Origin of the sequence: Spirillospora sp. NPDC029432, assembly GCF_040703975.1 — a bacterium.
In the GTDB taxonomy this organism is placed as follows: domain Bacteria; phylum Actinomycetota; class Actinomycetes; order Streptosporangiales; family Streptosporangiaceae; genus Spirillospora.
The window spans coordinates 128,609-146,330 of record NZ_JBEZWH010000001.1 but is presented as its reverse complement, the minus strand read 5'-3'; the positions used below and the strand labels follow the sequence as shown (position 1 = coordinate 146,330).

Here is a 17,722-nt window from a genome sequence, read left to right as displayed (position 1 = left end):
TGCGCGCCGACCCCCTAGGCTCCTGACATGATCATGCGTCGTACGCTCACCGCGCTGCTCGGCGGAACGGCCGTCATGCTGGCCTCCGCCGCTCCCGCTCTCGCATCGCCGAGCACGGACGCCCAGGCCGGCGGGCTGAAGGCCGACCTGGACGCCATCCTGGCCGATCAGAGGCTCAAGGGAGCCGAGATCGGGGTCCAGGTGCGTGATGCCAGGACCGGGAAGGTGCACTACACCCGGGGCGCCGGGACACCGCTGATGCCCGCGTCCAACATGAAGATCCACACCTCCGCGGCCGCGTTGGCGCTGCTGGGGCCGGACCACCGGTTCCGTACCGGCGTGTACGCGAAGAAGGCCGGAGCCACCGTCGCCGGCGACCTCTACCTGAAGGGGACCGGCGACACCACCATGCGGGCGGCCGAGTACGACAGGCTCGCCGCGGACGTCGCCGCCAGGGGCGTCAAGCGCGTCACCGGCGACCTGGTCGCCGACGACACCTGGTTCGACGCGCAGCGGACCGTGCCGACCTGGGACCCGACGGACCTCCAGTACGCGTACGCCGCCGAGATCTCCGCGCTGACGCTGGCGCCCGACGACGAGTTCAACGCGGGCTCGGTGAAGGTGATCGTGAAGCCGGGCGCGGCCGGGAAGCCGGTCAAGGTGGCGCTGGACCCGCCGACCCGCACCGTGAAGATCGACAACCGGGCGGTCACCGGGAAGGAGGGCGGCGACTCCACGCTCTCGGTCGAACGTCCCGAGGGCGCCAGGACGATCGTGGTGAAGGGCTCGTACCCCGCCGGCGGGGCGCCCGTGACGAACCTGCGCACCGTCGACGAGCCCGCGCTGTACGCGGCCGACGTCTTCCGCCAGGCGCTGCGCAGGCACGGCGTGAAGGTCTCCGGGACGACCCGGCGCGGCCGGACGCCGGCCGGGGTGACCGGGGTGGCGTCGCGGACGTCGATGCCGCTGTCGCGGCTGATGACGCCGTTCCTCAAGCTCAGCAACAACGTCATGGCCGAGACGCTGGTGAAGGCGATCGGCCGCGAGAAGGCCGGGAAGGGCAGCTGGCGGGCCGGGCTGCCGGTGGTCGAGCGCTACCTGGCGACCCAGGGGGTGCCGGCCGCGCGGCTGAAGATGGCCGACGGCTCGGGGCTGTCGCGGTCCAACCGGACGGCGCCGCAGGACATCGGGACCGTGCTCCGCAAGGCGCAGGCCAAGTCGTGGTTCCCGGCCTGGTACCAGGCGCTGCCGATCGCCGGGTACCCCGACCGGATGAAGGGCGGCACGCTGTGGAGCCGCATGTCCGGGACGGCCGCCGCGGGCAACGTGCACGCCAAGACCGGCACGCTGACCGGCGCGACCGCGCTGTCGGGGTACGTGAAGGACGCCTCCGAGCGGCGGCTGGTCTTCTCGGTCGTGCTGAACGGCTACTCCGGCGGCGCGCCCAAGGACATCGAGGACAAGATCGCCATCCGGCTGGCGGGCGGCCCGGCGGCGGAGCGCGCCTCGACCGCGCGCCAGGCCCCGTCCTCCGGGGTGCGGCTGGAGTGCACCTGGACGCTCACCTGCTGACCGGGTGACCGTACGGCGCGCCCGCCCGGATCCTCTCCGGGCGGGCGCGCCCGCTCTCACCTACGCCTCGGCGTCCCGCGGCGCCTCGTCGTACGAGTCGAACCGCATCGTGAACGTCGCGCGGCCCGACGTGGCGCCGCGCAGGTCACCGACGTACCCGAACATCCGCGCCAGCGGGACCGCCGCCTCGACCACCCGGGCGCCGCCGCGCTCGCCCATCGCGCGGACGCGGCCGCGGCGCGCGTTGAGGTCGCCGATGACCTCGCCCAGGTACTCCTCAGGCGTGGTGACCTCGACGGCCATCACGGGTTCGAGCAGCACGGGCGACGCCTGCCGGACGGCCTCCCGGAACGCCATCGCCCCGGCGGCCTTGAAGGCCATCTCGGACGAGTCGACGGGATGGAAGTCGCCGTCGAGCAGCGTCACGCGCACGCCGGTCAGCTCGTACCCGGCGAGCACGCCGGACCGCATCGCCTCCTGGCAGCCAGCGTCCACGGAGGGGATGAACTCCTTCGGGACGCGGCCGCCGGTGACGCGGTTCACGAACTCGTACCCGTCCGCGATCGGCTCGATCGAGATCCGCACCTTGGCGTACTGGCCCTTGCCTCCCGTCTGCTTCCGGTACAGGACGTCGGTCTTCGGCACCGGTCTCCGGATCGTCTCGCGGTAGGCGACCTGGGGCCGTCCCACCGCGGCCACGACGCCGAACTCCTCCTTCATCCGGTCGACGAGGATCTCCAGGTGGAGCTCGCCCATCCCGCCGAGGACGGTCTGCCCGGTCTCGGCGTCCACGCCGACCTGGAAGGACGGGTCCTCCTCGGCCAGCCGCTGGACGGCCGTGGCCAGCCGCTCCCGGTCGCCGCGCGAGCGCGGCTCCACGGCGACGTGGACGACCGGGGCCGGGAAGTCCATCGACTCCAGGACCACCGGGTCGGTACGGGAGCACAGCGTCTCGCCGGTCGTGGTCTGCTTCAGCCCCATGACCGCGACGATCTCGCCGGCGCCCGCGGAAGCGATCTCCTCCCGACGGTTGGCGTGCACGCGGTAGACCTTGCCGATGCGCTCCCGCCTTCCCTTGACCGGATTGAGCACGGTGCCGCCCGCCTCCAGGCGGCCGGAGTAGACGCGGACGTAGGTGAGCCGGCCCAGGTGCGGATCGCTCATGATCTTGAACGCCAGCGCGGCGAGCGGTTCCCCGTCCGCGGGCCGGCGCACGACCGGCGCGCCGTCCGGCGCCTCGCCCTGGACGCCCGCGACGTCCAGCGGCGACGGCAGGTAGCGCACGATCGCGTCGAGCAGGGGCTGGACGCCCTTGTTCTTGAACGCGGTCCCGCACAGCACCGGCGTGAACCGGGTGCCGGACGGGGCGGTCGTGAGCCGCCGGATCGCGGCGTGCAGCGCGTCCTCGCCGGGCTCGGCGCCCGCGAGGTACAGCTCCATGAACTCCTCGTCGTTCTCGGCGAGCGTGTCGATCAGGCGGCGGCGCCAGCGCGCGGCCGCCCCGGTATGGGCGGCCGGGATCGCGACGGCGTCGCAGGCGTCGCCCGGCTCGGCCGCGGCCGGCCAGACCAGCGCCCGCATCCCGACCAGGTCGATCACGCCGCGGAAGTCCGCCTCGGCGCCCAGCGGCAGCTGGACGGCCAGCGGGACGGCGCCGAGCCGGTCGGCGATCATCTCGACGCAGCGTTCGAAGTCCGCGCCGGGACGGTCCATCTTGTTGACGAAGCAGACGCGCGGCACGCCGTACCGGTCGGCCTGGCGCCAGACGGTCTCGGACTGGGGCTCGACCCCGGCCACGCCGTCGAACACCGTCACCGCGCCGTCGAGCACCCGCAGGCAGCGCTCCACCTCGACGGTGAAGTCGACGTGCCCGGGGGTGTCGATGATCGTGATGGCGTGGCCGGTCCCGTCCAGCGGCCAGCGGCAGGTGGTCGCGGCCGAGGTGATCGTGATGCCGCGGTCCTTCTCCTGCTTCATCCAGTCCATCGTGGCGGCGCCGTCGTGGACCTCGCCGATCCGGTACGAGACGCCGGTGTAGAAGAGGATCCGCTCGGTGGTGGTCGTCTTGCCCGCGTCGATGTGGGCCATGATCCCGATGTTGCGGACGTCCGCCAGGTTCCTGTGGGTGGTGGTGGTCATGGGCGCCGTCCTCCTTCTCTGCTCGGTTGATCGGTTGACGACCGCCGGCGATCAGCGCGACGGTAACCGGGGTCACACCGCCGGCGCGACGGGTTTTCCGGCCCGCGCGACCGGGAAGGATTACGGATCGCGCCCGGATCATGGCAAAGAGCTATTTACCGAATCCAGGCGAACGCGCTGGGAAGGTTCCCGGACCATTCGCGTTAGAACGGTATGACGCACCGATGAAGGGAGGATCCAGACAATGACGAGCGCTTCTCTGGCCAACCCCCGGCGTACCAGGATCGACGCCTGGCCCCGCCCCCGTACGGAGACTCCCGACCCGCGGGCCGAGGCCGTCCGCGGCGGCGGATCCGCGCCCGGCGGCACGGCGGGCCGCACCGGCGGCGGATGAGCCGGCGCCGCCCCCGGCGGAGGGGCGCGGCACTTGGGACGGATCAGGCCGGGCTCGTCAATGAGCCCGGCCTACTGACCTATATCTGACAGTTATGAGGAAATTCCTATCGCTTGGGGCGACTCGCCAGTAATGTTTGCGCTTTGAAAGGTGGGGAGCAGTGCGCAAACAGGTGGATCGCTCGATCGCCATCGGCAGCATCGTGGCCGTGGCCGTCGTACCGTCGCTGCTGGTGCTGATGCCGTGGCAGGAGTTCGACGCCGTCGGCGCGAACAGCGTCCCCACGCCGTCCACCGCCTCGGACGGGCAGCTCGCCCCGGCCGCCTCGCGCTCCCCCAGGTCGACGCCCGAGCCGTCCCCGGCCGGCCGTGACACGCTGCCCCTGCCCGACATCGACGCGGGAGGGGGCGGCTCCCGCGACCCCGGGTCCGGATCCGGCGGCCGCGCGGGCACCGGCCGCAACACCTTCACCGCCACCGCCGACGACGGCGCGCGGATCACCGCCGTGAAGTGGCGCGGGAAGCGGCAGATCGACATCAGCGTCGCGTCCCCGGCGCTCGGCTCCACCCAGAAGGTGCGCGTGCTGCTGCCCCGGGCGTGGAGCACCTCGGCGCCCCGCACGTGGCCGGTCGTGTTCGCGTTCCACGGCGGCGAGGACACCTACGTCTCCTGGACGCGCAGCACCGACATCGCCAAGGTCGCCGCTCGGTACGACGTGCTCGTGGCGCTGCCCGAGGGCTCCAACGGCTCGTACACCGACTGGTACAACGACGGCCGGGGCGGCATCCCCAAGTGGGAGACCTTCCACACCCAGGAGGTCCGGCAGCTCCTGGAGCGCAACTTCCGCGCCGGCTCCGCGCGGGCGGTCATGGGCCTGTCCTCGGGCGCGCAGGGCGCGCTCACGTACGCGGCGCGGCACCCCGGCATGTACCGGTACGCCGCCGCCTACAGCGGTGTGCTGTCGATGCTCTCCCCCGGCATCCCCTCGCTGCTCCTCTACATCAACTCGTCGAACGGGCAGGACGCGAGCAAGATCTGGGGCGACCCGAACCGCGACCGCGCCAACTGGGCCGCGCACGACCCGGCCAGCCTGGCGGCGCGGCTCCGCACCACCCGGGTGCACGTGTCGTCCGGCAACGGCAGCCCGGGCCCGCTGGACAAGAACAAGGGCGCGCCCTGGGACATCCGCTACCTGAGCGAGACCCAGGTCGAGCGCAGCTCGAAGGACTTCGCGGCGCGCGCGAAGGCCGCCGGGGTACCGCTCACCACCAACTTCTACGGTCCGGGCTCGCACACCTGGGGCTACTGGAAGCGCGAGATGCACGCCACGTGGCCGACCATGATGAGCACGATCGGCGCCCGCAGGTACTGACGCCCGGACCGCGCGCCGGCGGCGCTCAGCCCTCGGGTCGCGGGCTCGGTGCCTTCCCCGCGTCCGCCGCCGCCTTCCCCGCGGCCTTGACCGCCTTCGCCACGGTCTCGTAGCGCGGGGTGCGGCGCAGGCCGAGCGCCAGCATGATCCGTCCCACCCGCGGCCAGCGCTGCTCGATGGCGCGCGCGGCCGCGTAGTAGAGGGCGATGACGAGCGCCACCGCCAGCGTGCTCGCCGCCGCGCCCGCGTCCTCGTCCAGGACGAGGCCCGTCTCGGCGGCCAGCCAGGTCAGCCCCGCGCCGACGGCGACGGGGACCCAGGTACGGATGAGGCTCACGACATAGTCGTCCACGACAGCTCCCTGCCCCTGGTGAATTCCAGGCGAGTGTCCCGAACCCCACCATCTAGTCTAATCCGGTGACCCCCGAGCTGACCCTGCTGCCGAGGGTGGCGTTCCGCGGCCGGGAGATCGCCGGGCCGCGGCTGCGGAACCTCCTCGCGCTGCTGGCCGCCGATCTCCGCGCCGGCCGCGGCACCGCCCGGCTCGTCGAGGACCTCTGGCCGGACGACCGGCCCGCCAACCCCGCCAAGGCGCTCCAGGTGCTGGTCTCCCGCGCCCGCGCGCAGCTGGGCGCGGACGTCATCGTCAGCACGCCCGCCGGCTACCGGCTGGCGCTCGGCGAGGAGCGGGTGGACGCGGCCGCCGTCCTGCTCAGCGCGGCCGAGAGCGCGCGATGCTCGCGCGCCGGCGACCACGCCGCGGCGCTCGCGCACGCCGAGGACGGGCTCGCGCTCTGGGACGGGCCGCCCGCACTGGACGCGGCGGACAGGGCAGGCGCGGCAGGCATGGCAGGCATAGAGAACGCCGGGGACGCCGGTCCCGGCGATCCGCTGACCGCGCTCCGGCTGGAACGCGCCGCGACGTACCACGCCCTGGTACGCGCCCGCGCGCTCGCCCTGGCCCGGCTGGGGCGGCACGAGGAGGCCGCCGGCCCGCTCGCCGGACTCGTCGCCGAGCGGCCGCGGGACGAGGAGCTGCTGGCCGGGCTGCTGCGCTGCGAGGCCGCGACGGCGGGACCGGCCGCCGCGCTCGCCCGCTACGACGCGTACCGCCGCGGGCTGCGCGACGAGCTCGGCACCGATCCCGGCGCCGCCCTCAAGGACGTCTACGAGGAGCTGCTGCGCGCCGCGGCGCCCGCCGTCCGGCACGGGATCCCGCACGAGCCCAACCGGCTGCTCGGCCGCGACGCCGACCTGGCCGCCGTGTCCGCGCTGCTGCGCACGTCCCGGGTCGTCTCGATCACCGGCCCCGGCGGCCTGGGCAAGACGCGGCTCGCGCACGCGGCGGGCCGGGCGGCCGAGCAGCGGCTCGTGCACTTCGTCCCGCTCGCCGGCGTGGAACGGGACGAGGACGTCGCCGCCGAGATCGCCGCGGCGCTCGGCGGGGCCGGCCGGACCGGCCGGCCCGCCGACGTCCTGGCCGGGATCGCCGCGGTCGTCGGGCAGGGCCCGGCGCTGCTCGTGCTGGACAACTGCGAACACGTCGTCCAGGGTGCCGCCGCCGTGGTGGGGGCGCTGGTGGCGATGACCCGGGAGCTGCGCGTGCTCACCACGAGCCGGGCCCCGCTGTGCCTGTCGGCGGAGGCGGTCTACCCGCTGCCCGAGCTGGACGCGGCCACGGCCGCCGAGCTGTTCCGCCGGCGGGCGCGGGCCGCGCGGCCCGGCGTGGAGCTGCCCGAGGACGCCGTCGCCGGGCTGTGCCGCCGGCTGGACGGGCTCCCGCTGGCGATCGAGCTGGCGGCGGCGCGGGTCCGGGTGATGTCCGTACCGGAGATCGCGCGGGGCCTGGACGACCGCTTCGCGCTGCTGCGCGGCGGGCCGCGCGACGCCCCGGAACGGCACCGCACGCTGCGCGCCGTCGTCGACTGGAGCTGGAACCTGCTCGGCGCCGGCGAGCGGGCGGCGCTGCGCGCGCTGTCGGTCTTCCCGGGCGGGTTCAGCGCGGCGGCGGCCGAGTACGTGATCCCCGGCGGCGACGTGCTGGACACCCTGGAACGGCTGGTGGACCAGTCCCTGCTGGCGGTCGCCGACACCGGCGCGGGGCTCCGCTTCCGGATGCTGGAGACCGTGCGGGAGTTCAGCGCGGCCCGCCGGGAGGAGGCCGGCGCGACCGGTGCCGCGGCCGCCGGGTTCCTGGAGTGGGCGCGGGACTTCGCGGCCGGGCAGGACGAGCCGCTGTTCGGCCGCGAACCCGGCCCGGCCGTCGACCGGTTCCGGGCCGAGCAGGACAACCTCGTCCAGGCGGTCCGGCTGGGCCTGGACCGGCGGGACACCGCCACCGTCGCGGCGGTGGCCACCTCGCTCGGCGCCCTGTGGATCATCGAGTCCAACTTCGTGCGGCTCGCCGGCATGTGCGCGGAGATCGCCGGGCCGCTGACCCGCGTCCGGCCGGGGCCCGAGGAGGTGGAGCGCGTCCGGGGGGCGCTGATGCTGTGCGTGCTGTGCACGTACCTCCTCGAAGGGCCGCGCGCGGTGCGCGCGCTGGTGGCCCTGCGCCGGCTGCCGCCTGCCGTCCCGGACACCCTCTCCAAGGCCCTGGCGACCGTGCTGGCGGCCGCGCCCGAGCTGCACGGCCCAGAGGATCCGGTGCTGCTCGCCATGTGCGCGAGCGAGCACCCGATGATGGCGGGCGTCGCCTGCGCGGTGGCCAGCCACATCTGGGAGAACGCCGGGGAGCCGGAGCGGGCGCTGGAGGCCGCCGAGCGGATGCTCGCCGCGTTCCAGCGCGGCGGCAACCCGCTGATGGAGGTGATGACCCGGGCCCGGCTGGGCGAGCTGTGCCTCCAGACCGAGCGGAGCGCGGCGGCCGAACGCCACGTGCTCGCCGCGCTGCCGACGCTGGAGCGGCTCGGCGACCTGCCCGACGTGGCCTCGATCCGCTGGTCGATGACGCTGGCCTCCCTCCAGCAGGGCAGGCTCGACGCGGCCGGGCACTGGCTGGAGCAGGCGCGGCTGAACGGTGCCGACGACACCTACGGCGCGGTGCCGTTCGCCATCGGCGTGCAGGCGGAGATCGCCCTCGCCCGCGGCGACACCGAGGAGGGCCTCGGCCTGTGGCGCACCGCGGTCCGGCAGTCGCCGGGCGGCGGCGGCCTGCCGTCCGGGCTCGCCGCGGGCGATCCGTGGACGCTGGAGGTCCGCGCCATGACCGTGATCGCGCACGCGTACGCGGGCCGGCTGGACGCCGTACTGGACGTCGCCGGCATGCTGCCGCACGACCTCGCCGGCCTGCTGGCCAGCCCGCTGATCTTCACGCCGACGCCGTCGTTCGCCGGGTTCCCGCTCTGCGGCGCGCTGCTGCTGGCGCTGGGCCTGGCGGACATCGCGCGCGGCGACCGGCGCGGCGGGGCGCGGCTGGTCGCGCTGGCCGAGCGCTTCCGGTTCTCCCGCGCCATCCAGCCGACCATGGCGTCGCGGCGGGCCCGCGAGGCGGCCGAGAACGCCGGCGGGCCGGCGTACGCCGACGCGGTGTCGGAGTACGCCGGCCTGGACCGGAGGGAGCTGCGGGACGCCGCGCTGGAGCTGCTGCGCGCCCGCCCGCGGGACCGCTAGGGGGTGAGCTCCCGCCTGAACAGGAGCTTGGACCACAGGTAGCCGGCCAGGCCGAGCGCCGCGCACCAGGCCAGCGAGATCGCGGCGTCGTTCCCGATCGGGGTGCCCGTCAGCAGGCCGCGCAGCGTCTCGTTCATCGCGGTGAACGGCTGGTACTCGGCGAACCAGCGCACCCCGGCCGGCATCGAGTCCGGCGGGACGACCGCGCTGCCGAGGAACGGCAGGAACTGGATCAGCATCGGGGTGTTGCTCGCGGACTCCGGCGTCTTGCTGCTCAGCCCCATCCCGACCGCCACCCAGGTCAGCGCGAACGCCAGCGCCGTGAGCAGGCCGGCCACCGCGAGCCACTCCAGCGGGCTCGCGTCCGGCCGGAAGCCCAGCGCGACCGCGGCCACCACCACCAGCGCGGTGCTGATCAGCGTCTGGATCACGCTGCCGAGGAGATGGCCGGTGAGCAGCGAGTTCCGGGAGATCGGCATCGTCCGGAACCGGGCGACGATCCCCTCGGTCATGTCCACGCAGACCGACACCGACGTCACCATGCAGCCCGAGGCCACGCCCATCAGGACAATCCCGGGGGCGATGTAGTCGATGTAGTCGCCGGTGCCGACCCCGGCGCCCAGCGCGCCGCCGAAGACGCCGACGAACAGCAGCAGGAGGATGATCGGCGTCCCCATCGTGGCCAGCGACATGGCCGGGTAGCGCAGGGCGTGCCGCAGGTTGCGGCGGGTCATGGTCGCCGAGTCGGTCATGCTCCGGCCGAGCGCGGTCATCGGGCGGCCGCCTTTCCGCTGCCGTTCCGGGCCGTGCCGGCCGTGCCGGTCGTGCCGGTCGTGCCGGTGGTCTCGGTCAGGGCGAGGAAGACGTCGTCGAGGTCCGGGGTGTGCACGGACAGCTCGGCCGCCTCGGTCCCGGCCCGCTCGAGCGCGTCCAGCACGGCCCGCAGCGAGCGCGTGCCCGTACCGGGCACCTGGAGCGTCAGCGCCTCGTCGTCGCGCCGGATCTCGTGCAGGGAGCGCTCCGCGCCGAGCGCCCGCGCCGCCGCGTCCAGCTCCGCCGGGCCGGCGAACCGCAGCAGGACGTGGCCGCCCGGAACGAGCCGCTTCAGCTCGGCGGCGGTGCCCTCGGCGACCAGCCGGCCGCCGTCCAGCACCGCGATCCGGTCGGCGAGCTGGTCGGCCTCCTCCAGGTACTGGGTCGTCAGGAAGATCGTCACCCCGTCGGCCACGAGGTCCCGGATGATCTGCCACAGGGTGCGCCGGCTGCGCGGGTCGAGTCCGGTGGTCGGCTCGTCCAGGAAGATGATCTCCGGTTGGCCGACCAGCGTCATCGCCAGGTCGAGCCGGCGCCCCATGCCGCCCGAATAGGTGGCGACGGTCCTGCCGCCGGCCTCGGCCAGGCCGAACCGCTCCAGCAGGGCATCCGCCCGGCGGCGGCCCTCGGCCCGGCCCAGCCGGTACAGGTCGGCCATCAGGATCAGGTTCTCCCGGCCGGTGAGCAGGCCGTCCATCGCCGCGGACTGGCCGGTCACGCCGATCGCGGCGCGGACCGCGTCCGGCTCGGCCGCCACGTCCCGGCCGGCCACCCGGGCCGTGCCGCCGCCGGCGGCGATGAGCGTGGAGAGGATCCTGACCATGGTGGTCTTGCCGGAGCCGTTGGGCCCGAGCAGCGCGAAGATCGAGCCGCGCGGCACGGCGAGGTCGATGCCGTCGAGCACCACCGTGTCGCCGTACGAGCGGCGCAGCCCGGTGGCCTCGATGGCGAGCGGGTGCGGGTTGGTCGTCATGGCACCGATGGTGAGAGAGACCGGTATTACCGCGGTTTCACGCCGGTTTCAGGCCGCCCACGCAATAGCGTGGCGAACACGGAATGGCCGCGCCGTTAATCTCTTATCGACGCGGATCGTCACTCGGGGGAACGCTTGGGGGGGTCAGGTGAGGCTGCGAACGGGAGGCCTGGACGGCAGGCTCCTGCTCCGGCTGCCGTACGGCGTGATGGCCGTCATCGCGGCGGCCGACTTCCTCGGCGGCCCCGGCGCCGGCTACCTGCCGCTGCTCTCGCTGGGGCCGGCGTTCGCCAGCCTCGCCGGCGGCGTGCGCCGCACCGCCGCGATCGGCGTGCTCTCCGTCGCCCTGTGCGTGGCACTGGCCGCGTACAACCAGCTGCTGGGCGCCCGCGGCTCCTACCTGGCGCTGCTGTCGATCCTCGGCGTCACCGCCGCCGCGATGCTGGCCTCCGAGCTGCGCGAGCGCAAGGAGCGCGAGCTGAGCGACATCCGCACCGTCGCCGAGGTGGCGCAGCGGGTGCTGCTGCGGCCGGTGCCGCGGCGCGTCGGTCCGATCCACGCCGCCGTCTCGTACACCTCGGCCTCGGCCCGCGCCCGCATCGGCGGCGACCTGTACGAGGTGGTCACCACCCCGGACGGGGTGCGGGTGCTGGTCGGCGACGTCCAGGGCAAGGGCCTGGACGCGGTCGAGACGGCCGCGGTCGTGCTCGGCGCGTTCCGCGAGGCCGCCTACGACGAGCCCGACCTGCCGGGCGTCGCGGTGCGGCTGGAGCGGGCGCTCAGCCGGCACCTGACCGGGGAGCAGTTCGTGACCGCGGTGCTCGCCGAGATCGGCCCCGGCGACAAGGCCGGGCTGCTGAACTGCGGGCATCCGCCGCCGCTGATGATCCGTTCGGACGGCCGGACGGAGCCCGCCGATCCGCCCGACGTCGCGCCGCCGCTGGGGCTGATGGACATGGCCACGGCGAAGGCGCCGCCGTTCGAGGTCGACTTCGGGCCCGGCGACCAGATGCTCCTCTACACCGACGGCGTGATCGAGGCCCGCGACTCCGCCGGGCGCTTCTACCCGCTCGCCGAACGGTCCCACCTGCTCGCGGCCGACATCGAGCCGCAGGAGGCGCTGGACCGGCTGCGGAACGACCTGGTCGAGCATGTCGGCGGCCCGATCAAGGACGACGCCGCGATGCTGCTGCTGCGCCACCGGTCGCGCTGACCGCGTTCGGATACCGCAGAGAATTTCACGGGGAGAGGTCCGCCGGTCACGTTCCGGTGAGAGAGTGTGCGCAGGGCCATTTCCACCGCGACGAGGACGCGACGAGGAGCACAAGTGAACGCTCTGCAGCCGAGCGGCCGCCCCTGGACGGCGGGGCCGGGCCACGGCGGGCCCACGGTCCTGCGCATCCTGCTCGGCGGCCAGCTGCGGCGGCTCCGCGAGGCGAAGGGGATCTCCCGGGAGGCCGCCGGGGACGCGATCCGCGCGTCCGGCTCCAAGATCAGCCGGATGGAGCTGGGCCGGGTCGGCTTCAAGGAGCGCGACGTCGCCGACCTGCTCACGCTGTACGGCGTCCACGACCGGGACGAGCGCGAGGCGATGCTCGGCCTGGTCTTCCGCGCCAACGCGCCCGGCTGGTGGCACAACTTCGGCGACATCCTCCCCTCGTGGTTCGAGGTCTACATCGGCCTGGAGGAGGCCGCCTGCACGCTGCGGATCCACGAGACGCGGTTCGTTCCCGAGCTGCTGCAGACCGAGGAGTACGCGCGGGCGTCGATCGGGCTCGTCCATCCGGACGCGTCCGCCGCCGAGGTCGAGCGCCGGGTCACCCTGCTGATGCGCCGCCAGGAGATCCTGCGCAGGTCCGATCCCCCGCAGCTGTGGGCGGTGCTGGACGAGGCGGCGCTGCACCGCCGGGTCGGCGGCGAGGCGGTCATGCGCGACCAGCTGCGCGCGCTGATCGATGCGGTGCGGTCGCCCGCGGTCACCGTGCAGATCGTCCCGGCCGGGCACGGCGCGGTCGCGGCGCTGACCGGGCCGTTCTCGATGCTGCGGTTCGCCGAGACGGCGCTGCCCGACATCGTCTACCTGGAGCAGCTGACCAGCGCGCTCTACCTCGACAAGCCGGCGGATCTGGTCGTCTACAAGCGGTGCCTGGACCGGCTGTCGGTGAACGCCAGGCCGCCGACGGCCACGGCCGGCATCTGCGCGGAACTGCTCGGCCGGCAGTGGGAGCGGGAAGGGTAAGCGAGGTGGGAATCCGACGGCCGTGCCGGATGCCTTGCAGGTAATCGACGAACCGGGTCAGACTTAGGCGGATCGCCGAGGACACGTCGGAAGGTGAGCCCCCCATGACCGACAGCTCGTACGCCCGCGGCCCGGAGCCGGAGATCGAGATCGACACCTCCGTGGCGCACCCGGCACGGGTCTGGGACTACTGGCTGGGCGGCAAGGACAACTATCCCCCCGACCAGCAGGTGGGCGACCACCTCAACGAGACCATGCCCGAGGTGGTGATCTGGGCCCGCGCCGACCGGGAGTTCCTGGGCCGGGCCGTCCGGTACATGGTCACCGAGGCGGGCCTGCGGCAGTTCCTCGACATCGGCACCGGGATCCCCACCGCCGACAACACCCACGAGGTGGCGCAGCGGCTGGCCCCCGACAGCCGCGTCGTGTACGTCGACAACGACCCGATCGTGCTGGCGCACGCGCGGGCCCTGCTTAACAGCGCGCCCGGCGGCGCCACCGACTACATCGACGCCGACCTGCGCGACCCGGACGCGATCCTGCACGCCGCAGGCCGCACGCTGGACCTCTCCCAGCCGGTCGGCATCACGCTGCTGGGCATCCTGGAGTTCATCACCACCGACGAGGCGTACCGGATCGTCGGCCGGCTGATGGACGCGGTCCCGTCCGGCAGCCACCTGGTCATCGCCTGCCCCACCGCCGACGTCAACACCGAGGCGATGCGGCGGGTCATCCAGCAGTGGAACGACAGCGGCGCCACCCCGGCCGTGCTGCGCACCGGCGCCGAACTGGCCCGCTTCTTCGACGGCCTCGAACTGCTGGAGCCGGGCGTCGTCCCGCTCCCCCAGTGGCGTCCCGACCGCAACACCCTCTACGCCGACCGGGAGATCGGCTTCTTCTGCGGCGCCGGCCGCAAACCCTGAGCATCCGTCAACCAGGGTTGACACCTGGAGGCGCGTCAACCTAAGTTGACGTCATGAGAAGCCTCCAGGTGTCACTGCTGTGCGGTGCCGTGGCCGGCCCGCTGTTCACGCTCGCCTACCTCGCCGAGGGCGCCACCCGTACCGGCTACGACCCCACCCGCCACCCGGTCAGCTCGCTCGCCCTGGGCGAGCACGGCTGGACCCAGACCGCGAACTTCCTCGTGGCCGGGAGCCTGACCCTCGCGTTCGCCGCCGGGATGTGGCGCGCTCCGCGGCCGGCCGGCGGGCCTCTCTTCGGCCCGCTGCTCATCGGCGTCTGGGGCGCCGGCCTGATCGGTGCCGGGCTCTTCCGTTCCGACCCGGTGAGCGGCTATCCGCCGGGGACGCCCGACCGCCTCCAGTACACGACCCTGGGGATCCTGCACGACGCGTTCTCGCTCGCCGGGTTCGCCGCGCTGATCGTGGCGTGCTTCGTCTTCACGCGACGCTTCCTGCGCGCGGGCTCGCGTACCCGTGCCGCGCTCTCCGCGGCCGCCGGTGTCCTGTTCGTCGTCCTGCTCCAGCTCTCCGGCTCCGCGTTCTCGCAGAACGCGGACCTGGTCGACCACGGCGGCCTGCTGCAACGCGCCGCCGTCACGGTGGGGCTGGGCTGGATGACCTGGATCGCCCTGCACCTGCTCCGCGAAACCCGCGTGGACCGCCCATAGGATCCACGCAGGGAGGCCGGATGAAGATCTGGCGGTGGCGTACGGAGGCGTTGCTCCGCCTGTCCGCGCGCCAGGAGCGGGGCGGCCGGAGATCCAGGATCGGGCCGCGCGCCTGGCTCGCCCTGCTGCGGGCGTCCCGGCGCGGCGGCCACGCCTGGGCCGGAATGGTCCGCCTGGCGACCGAGGACCGGTACGCCGCGCACCCCCTGCGCGGGGACGCCCGGCACCTCGTCGCGACGGTGTGGTCGGAGGACCGCGATCCGGCGGTCCGCGCCGTCGTCCGCGAGCACGGCCTCATCGCCGAGCACGGCCGCGCGCGGTGGACGACCGCCGCCCTGCACGGCGTCCTGGCCGGGCACTGGAGCGACGGCGCCGAGAGGGAGATCGGGCGGCTGCTCGCCGACGACGACGAGGACGTCCGGGCGGGGGCCGCCCGCGCCTGCGCCGAGGTGGAGGAGCCGGTCCTCGGGTTCCTGTGGGGCGCGGTACCCGGCATGCGCGAGGGAAGGCGGGCCCTGGTCGGCGAACTGCTGCGCAACCCGGCCGCGCTCGCCGGCGCGACCGTGGGATCCGCCTGGCGGGCCTGGCTGGACGAGCCGTCCGAGGACCTCTGGGAGTTCCTCCGCGCGCTCGGCCGCCCCGCGCCCCCGGACGGCGACGGGCGCCTTCACCGGATGAGCCGTCTCGCTCTGGGGACCGCCGCGCCGGCGGACCTCTGCGCCGCCGCGCTCGCGGACCGTACGCCCGAGCACGTGCGGGCGCTCGTCCTCGCGACCTGCGCCGAGCGCGCGCTGCTGCCGGCCGGCCCGGCCGATCGCGCCGCGCTCCTCCTGCTGACCGGCCAGGACGTCCCGGACGGCGCACCGCTGGCGGACGCGTACTCCGCCGCCTCGCCCCGGCTGCGCGCCCGGCTCCGCGAGGCGGCCGCGCACGGCCCCGGCCTGGCGGCGGCCCTGATGCGGGGAACCGGCGTCGCGGCGATGAGCGCGGGCGAGCGCGCGTACCTGGCCGGCCGGCTCGCCGCCGAGCGCGCCTGGCCCGAGCTGTGGCGGCTGGCGCTGGAGCTCCCGCCCGCCGAGGCGATCGCGGCGGTACGGCCGATCGACGGCTGGCGCCCTCGGGACGGCGACCTGCTCGACCGCATGCGGCGGTTCACCCCGGAACGGGCCGCCGCGGCCCTGGCCGGGCTCGACGCGCACGGACCGCTCCGCGTCGACGTGGACGGCGAGATCAAGGAGTACGCCCTCTCGCACGACGGCACGCGCATGGCGGTGGCGGCCGTCGCCACCCGGGACCACCGGCCGGTCCACCACCTCACCGAGTTCGAGCTGCCCTCGGGACGCGTGCTCGCCCGGCACGAGACGACCGGCATCGAACGCAACCGCTCCTGGAGCGATCTGGTGCACACCGGCGACTCCGTCGTCGCGGTGGTGGGGAACCCGTCCGGGAGCCTGGTGCGCTACACGGCGCGCGAGCGCGAGTTCCTCCATGATCCCGGCTTCTCCGACCAGATCGGCTGCGTCAGGCTCGGTCCCGGCGGCCTGGTGGCCGCCGGTTTCCGCGCGATCCACCTGTTCCCGCCGCCGTACGACGGCACCCGGCACGAGATCGGCGCGGCGGAGCTGGGGCTGGAAAGGCTATGGCCGTTCGCGATCGGGGTGGAGCCCGCGACCGGGCTGGTCGCCGCGCGCGACCTCGACATCGTCCTGCTGGACGCGGAGGCCGGCCGGGTCGTCGCCCGCGGCCGGGACCATGACACCAGGGTGAACGGCTTCGCCTTCGCCTCCCCGGACCGGCTGGTCACCGCGGGCGCGGAGCACACGGTGACCTCGTGGCGCCGGACGGGCGGCGGCCTGGTGCCCGAACGCGCCGTGCGGAGGACCCACGTCACCCATCCGCTCACCGCGCTGCCACCGAAAGGCAGCGTGGCCCTCCCGCGGGGGCAGGAGTTCCTGGACGCGCGCACCCTGGAGAGCATCGCGCCGCCGTACGACACCGCGCATGCCCGGCACTTCCGCGCCACCCCGTCGGGACGCCACGTCGCGATCGCGTTCGCGTCGTGGATCCGGGTGCACGGGCCGTACCGGAGTCCGGCCGGCCTCCTGCTCGACCGGCCGCCGGCCGCCGCCACGCCGGCGGACCTGGAGGCGGTCAGCGCGCTCATCGCCTCGGAGACCTGCACCGGCGACGCCGCCGAACTCCTGCTGATCATGCGCCTCCGCCTGCTGGAGCGCTTCCGGGAGCGCTAGCCGGCGGACAGCAGCTGGGCGCGGACGCCGGCGAAGAAGGCGACCAGGACGTCGATGCACTCCTCCAGGTCGGGGTAGCGGCCTTCGAGGTGGCCGGTGGCCATGGTCTCGGTGAGCCCGTAGACGCCGTCGGCGACCATCTCCAGGCGCGCCCTCTGGGCGTCGGTGCCGCCGGGGAGGCCGGCCGCGACGAGGTCCTCGACCAGCTGGGCGCGGGTGGCGGCGGCGCGGCGGCGGGCGGCGTCGCCGAGCGGGGAGGAGCGGTCGTAGCGGGCGCGGACGCTCAGCCGGAAGAACTCCGGGTGGTCGCACATCATCTCCAGCGGGACGCGGAAGGCCTCGCGGAGGCGCTCGGCGCTGTGCGGCGCGGCGCTGGAGCGGCGGCGCGCCTCCCGGACGACGGGGCCGGTGCGCCGGCCGGCCTCCTCGCCGAGGGCCTGGAGCAGGTCCTGCATGTTGCGGAAGTGCACGTAGAACGTGGACTGGGCGATGCCCGCGTTGCGGCAGACGTTGCCCGTGGACAGCCCGGCCTCCCCCTCGGTGTCGAGGATCCGCAGGGCGGAGGCGAGCAGCCGGCGTCTGGTCAGGTCCTTGGCCTCGCGCCGGCTCATCGTCACGTCTGGCATGGATCCCCCTGAAGAGGCCCCCTGATAGGCGGTCCGTAGGCGATTTCACCGATAAGCATACCGCCAAGAAATCATGCACATATAAAGCAAGAATCCCGTTCGG

The 17,722-nt window shown here is 74.3% G+C and carries 14 protein-coding genes; 9 read left to right on the top strand and 5 right to left on the bottom strand.

Annotated features, from left to right (window positions below):
* Positions 1 to 27 precede the first annotated feature (27 nt).
* Positions 28 to 1,572, top strand: a complete 1,545-nt coding sequence (dacB, locus tag AB0881_RS00645; protein ID WP_366613103.1) for a D-alanyl-D-alanine carboxypeptidase/D-alanyl-D-alanine-endopeptidase — start codon at positions 28 to 30, stop codon at positions 1,570 to 1,572.
* Positions 1,573 to 1,632: 60 nt separating this feature from the next.
* On the opposite strand, the gene fusA is transcribed toward dacB, so the two are convergent.
* The gene (fusA, locus tag AB0881_RS00640) at positions 1,633 to 3,711 is read right to left on the bottom strand and encodes an elongation factor G (protein ID WP_366613101.1); all 2,079 of its coding nucleotides are present in this window, start codon (positions 3,709 to 3,711) and stop codon (positions 1,633 to 1,635) included.
* Positions 3,712 to 3,955: 244 nt separating this feature from the next.
* On the opposite strand from fusA, the gene AB0881_RS00635 reads away from it, so the two are divergent.
* Both AB0881_RS00635 and AB0881_RS00630 read left to right on the top strand, forming a co-directional pair.
* Positions 3,956 to 4,105, top strand: coding sequence for a hypothetical protein (locus tag AB0881_RS00635; protein ID WP_366613099.1), 150 nt, complete (start codon positions 3,956 to 3,958; stop codon positions 4,103 to 4,105).
* A 160-nt stretch (positions 4,106 to 4,265) separates the two neighbouring features.
* A complete protein-coding gene (locus tag AB0881_RS00630; protein WP_366613097.1) occupies positions 4,266 to 5,477 on the top strand; it encodes an alpha/beta hydrolase family protein in 1,212 nt (403 codons plus the stop codon).
* A gap of 25 nt (positions 5,478 to 5,502) precedes the next feature.
* On the opposite strand, the gene AB0881_RS00625 is transcribed toward AB0881_RS00630, so the two are convergent.
* A complete protein-coding gene (locus AB0881_RS00625; protein WP_366613095.1) occupies positions 5,503 to 5,829 on the bottom strand; it encodes a hypothetical protein in 327 nt (108 codons plus the stop codon).
* A 65-nt stretch (positions 5,830 to 5,894) separates the two neighbouring features.
* On the opposite strand from AB0881_RS00625, the gene AB0881_RS00620 reads away from it, so the two are divergent.
* Positions 5,895 to 9,089 carry a BTAD domain-containing putative transcriptional regulator gene (locus AB0881_RS00620; RefSeq protein ID WP_366613093.1) on the top strand — a complete coding sequence of 1,065 codons (3,195 nt, stop codon included), beginning with the start codon at positions 5,895 to 5,897 and terminating at the stop codon, positions 9,087 to 9,089.
* Here the strand turns inward: AB0881_RS00620 and AB0881_RS00615 are convergent.
* On the bottom strand, positions 9,086 to 9,862 hold the full coding sequence (locus tag AB0881_RS00615; RefSeq protein WP_366613091.1) for an ABC transporter permease: 777 nt from the start codon (positions 9,860 to 9,862) through the stop codon (positions 9,086 to 9,088). The genes AB0881_RS00620 and AB0881_RS00615 overlap by 4 nt on opposite strands.
* A complete protein-coding gene (locus AB0881_RS00610; protein ID WP_366613088.1) occupies positions 9,859 to 10,875 on the bottom strand; it encodes an ATP-binding cassette domain-containing protein in 1,017 nt (338 codons plus the stop codon). Before AB0881_RS00610 ends, AB0881_RS00615 begins: the two co-directional genes overlap by 4 nt.
* A gap of 148 nt (positions 10,876 to 11,023) precedes the next feature.
* Between AB0881_RS00610 and AB0881_RS00605 the strand changes: the two genes are divergently transcribed.
* The 5 genes from AB0881_RS00605 (at position 11,024) to AB0881_RS00585 (ending at position 16,993) form a co-directional block, all read left to right on the top strand.
* Positions 11,024 to 12,088 carry a PP2C family protein-serine/threonine phosphatase gene (locus AB0881_RS00605; protein ID WP_366613086.1) on the top strand — a complete coding sequence of 355 codons (1,065 nt, stop codon included), beginning with the start codon at positions 11,024 to 11,026 and terminating at the stop codon, positions 12,086 to 12,088.
* Between the two features lie 114 nt (positions 12,089 to 12,202).
* Positions 12,203 to 13,114: a helix-turn-helix transcriptional regulator gene (locus tag AB0881_RS00600; protein WP_366613084.1), complete on the top strand. Its 912-nt coding sequence runs from the start codon at positions 12,203 to 12,205 to the stop codon at positions 13,112 to 13,114.
* A 104-nt stretch (positions 13,115 to 13,218) separates the two neighbouring features.
* Positions 13,219 to 14,037 carry an SAM-dependent methyltransferase gene (locus tag AB0881_RS00595; protein ID WP_366613082.1) on the top strand — a complete coding sequence of 273 codons (819 nt, stop codon included), beginning with the start codon at positions 13,219 to 13,221 and terminating at the stop codon, positions 14,035 to 14,037.
* Between the two features lie 53 nt (positions 14,038 to 14,090).
* A complete protein-coding gene (locus tag AB0881_RS00590; RefSeq protein ID WP_366613080.1) occupies positions 14,091 to 14,744 on the top strand; it encodes a DUF998 domain-containing protein in 654 nt (217 codons plus the stop codon).
* A gap of 20 nt (positions 14,745 to 14,764) precedes the next feature.
* On the top strand, positions 14,765 to 16,993 hold the full coding sequence (locus tag AB0881_RS00585; RefSeq protein WP_366613078.1) for a hypothetical protein: 2,229 nt from the start codon (positions 14,765 to 14,767) through the stop codon (positions 16,991 to 16,993).
* On the opposite strand, the gene AB0881_RS00580 is transcribed toward AB0881_RS00585, so the two are convergent.
* Positions 16,990 to 17,619, bottom strand: a complete 630-nt coding sequence (locus tag AB0881_RS00580) for a TetR/AcrR family transcriptional regulator (protein WP_366613076.1) — start codon at positions 17,617 to 17,619, stop codon at positions 16,990 to 16,992. The two genes, AB0881_RS00585 and AB0881_RS00580, sit on opposite strands and share 4 nt — an antisense overlap.
* Positions 17,620 to 17,722 lie beyond the last annotated feature (103 nt).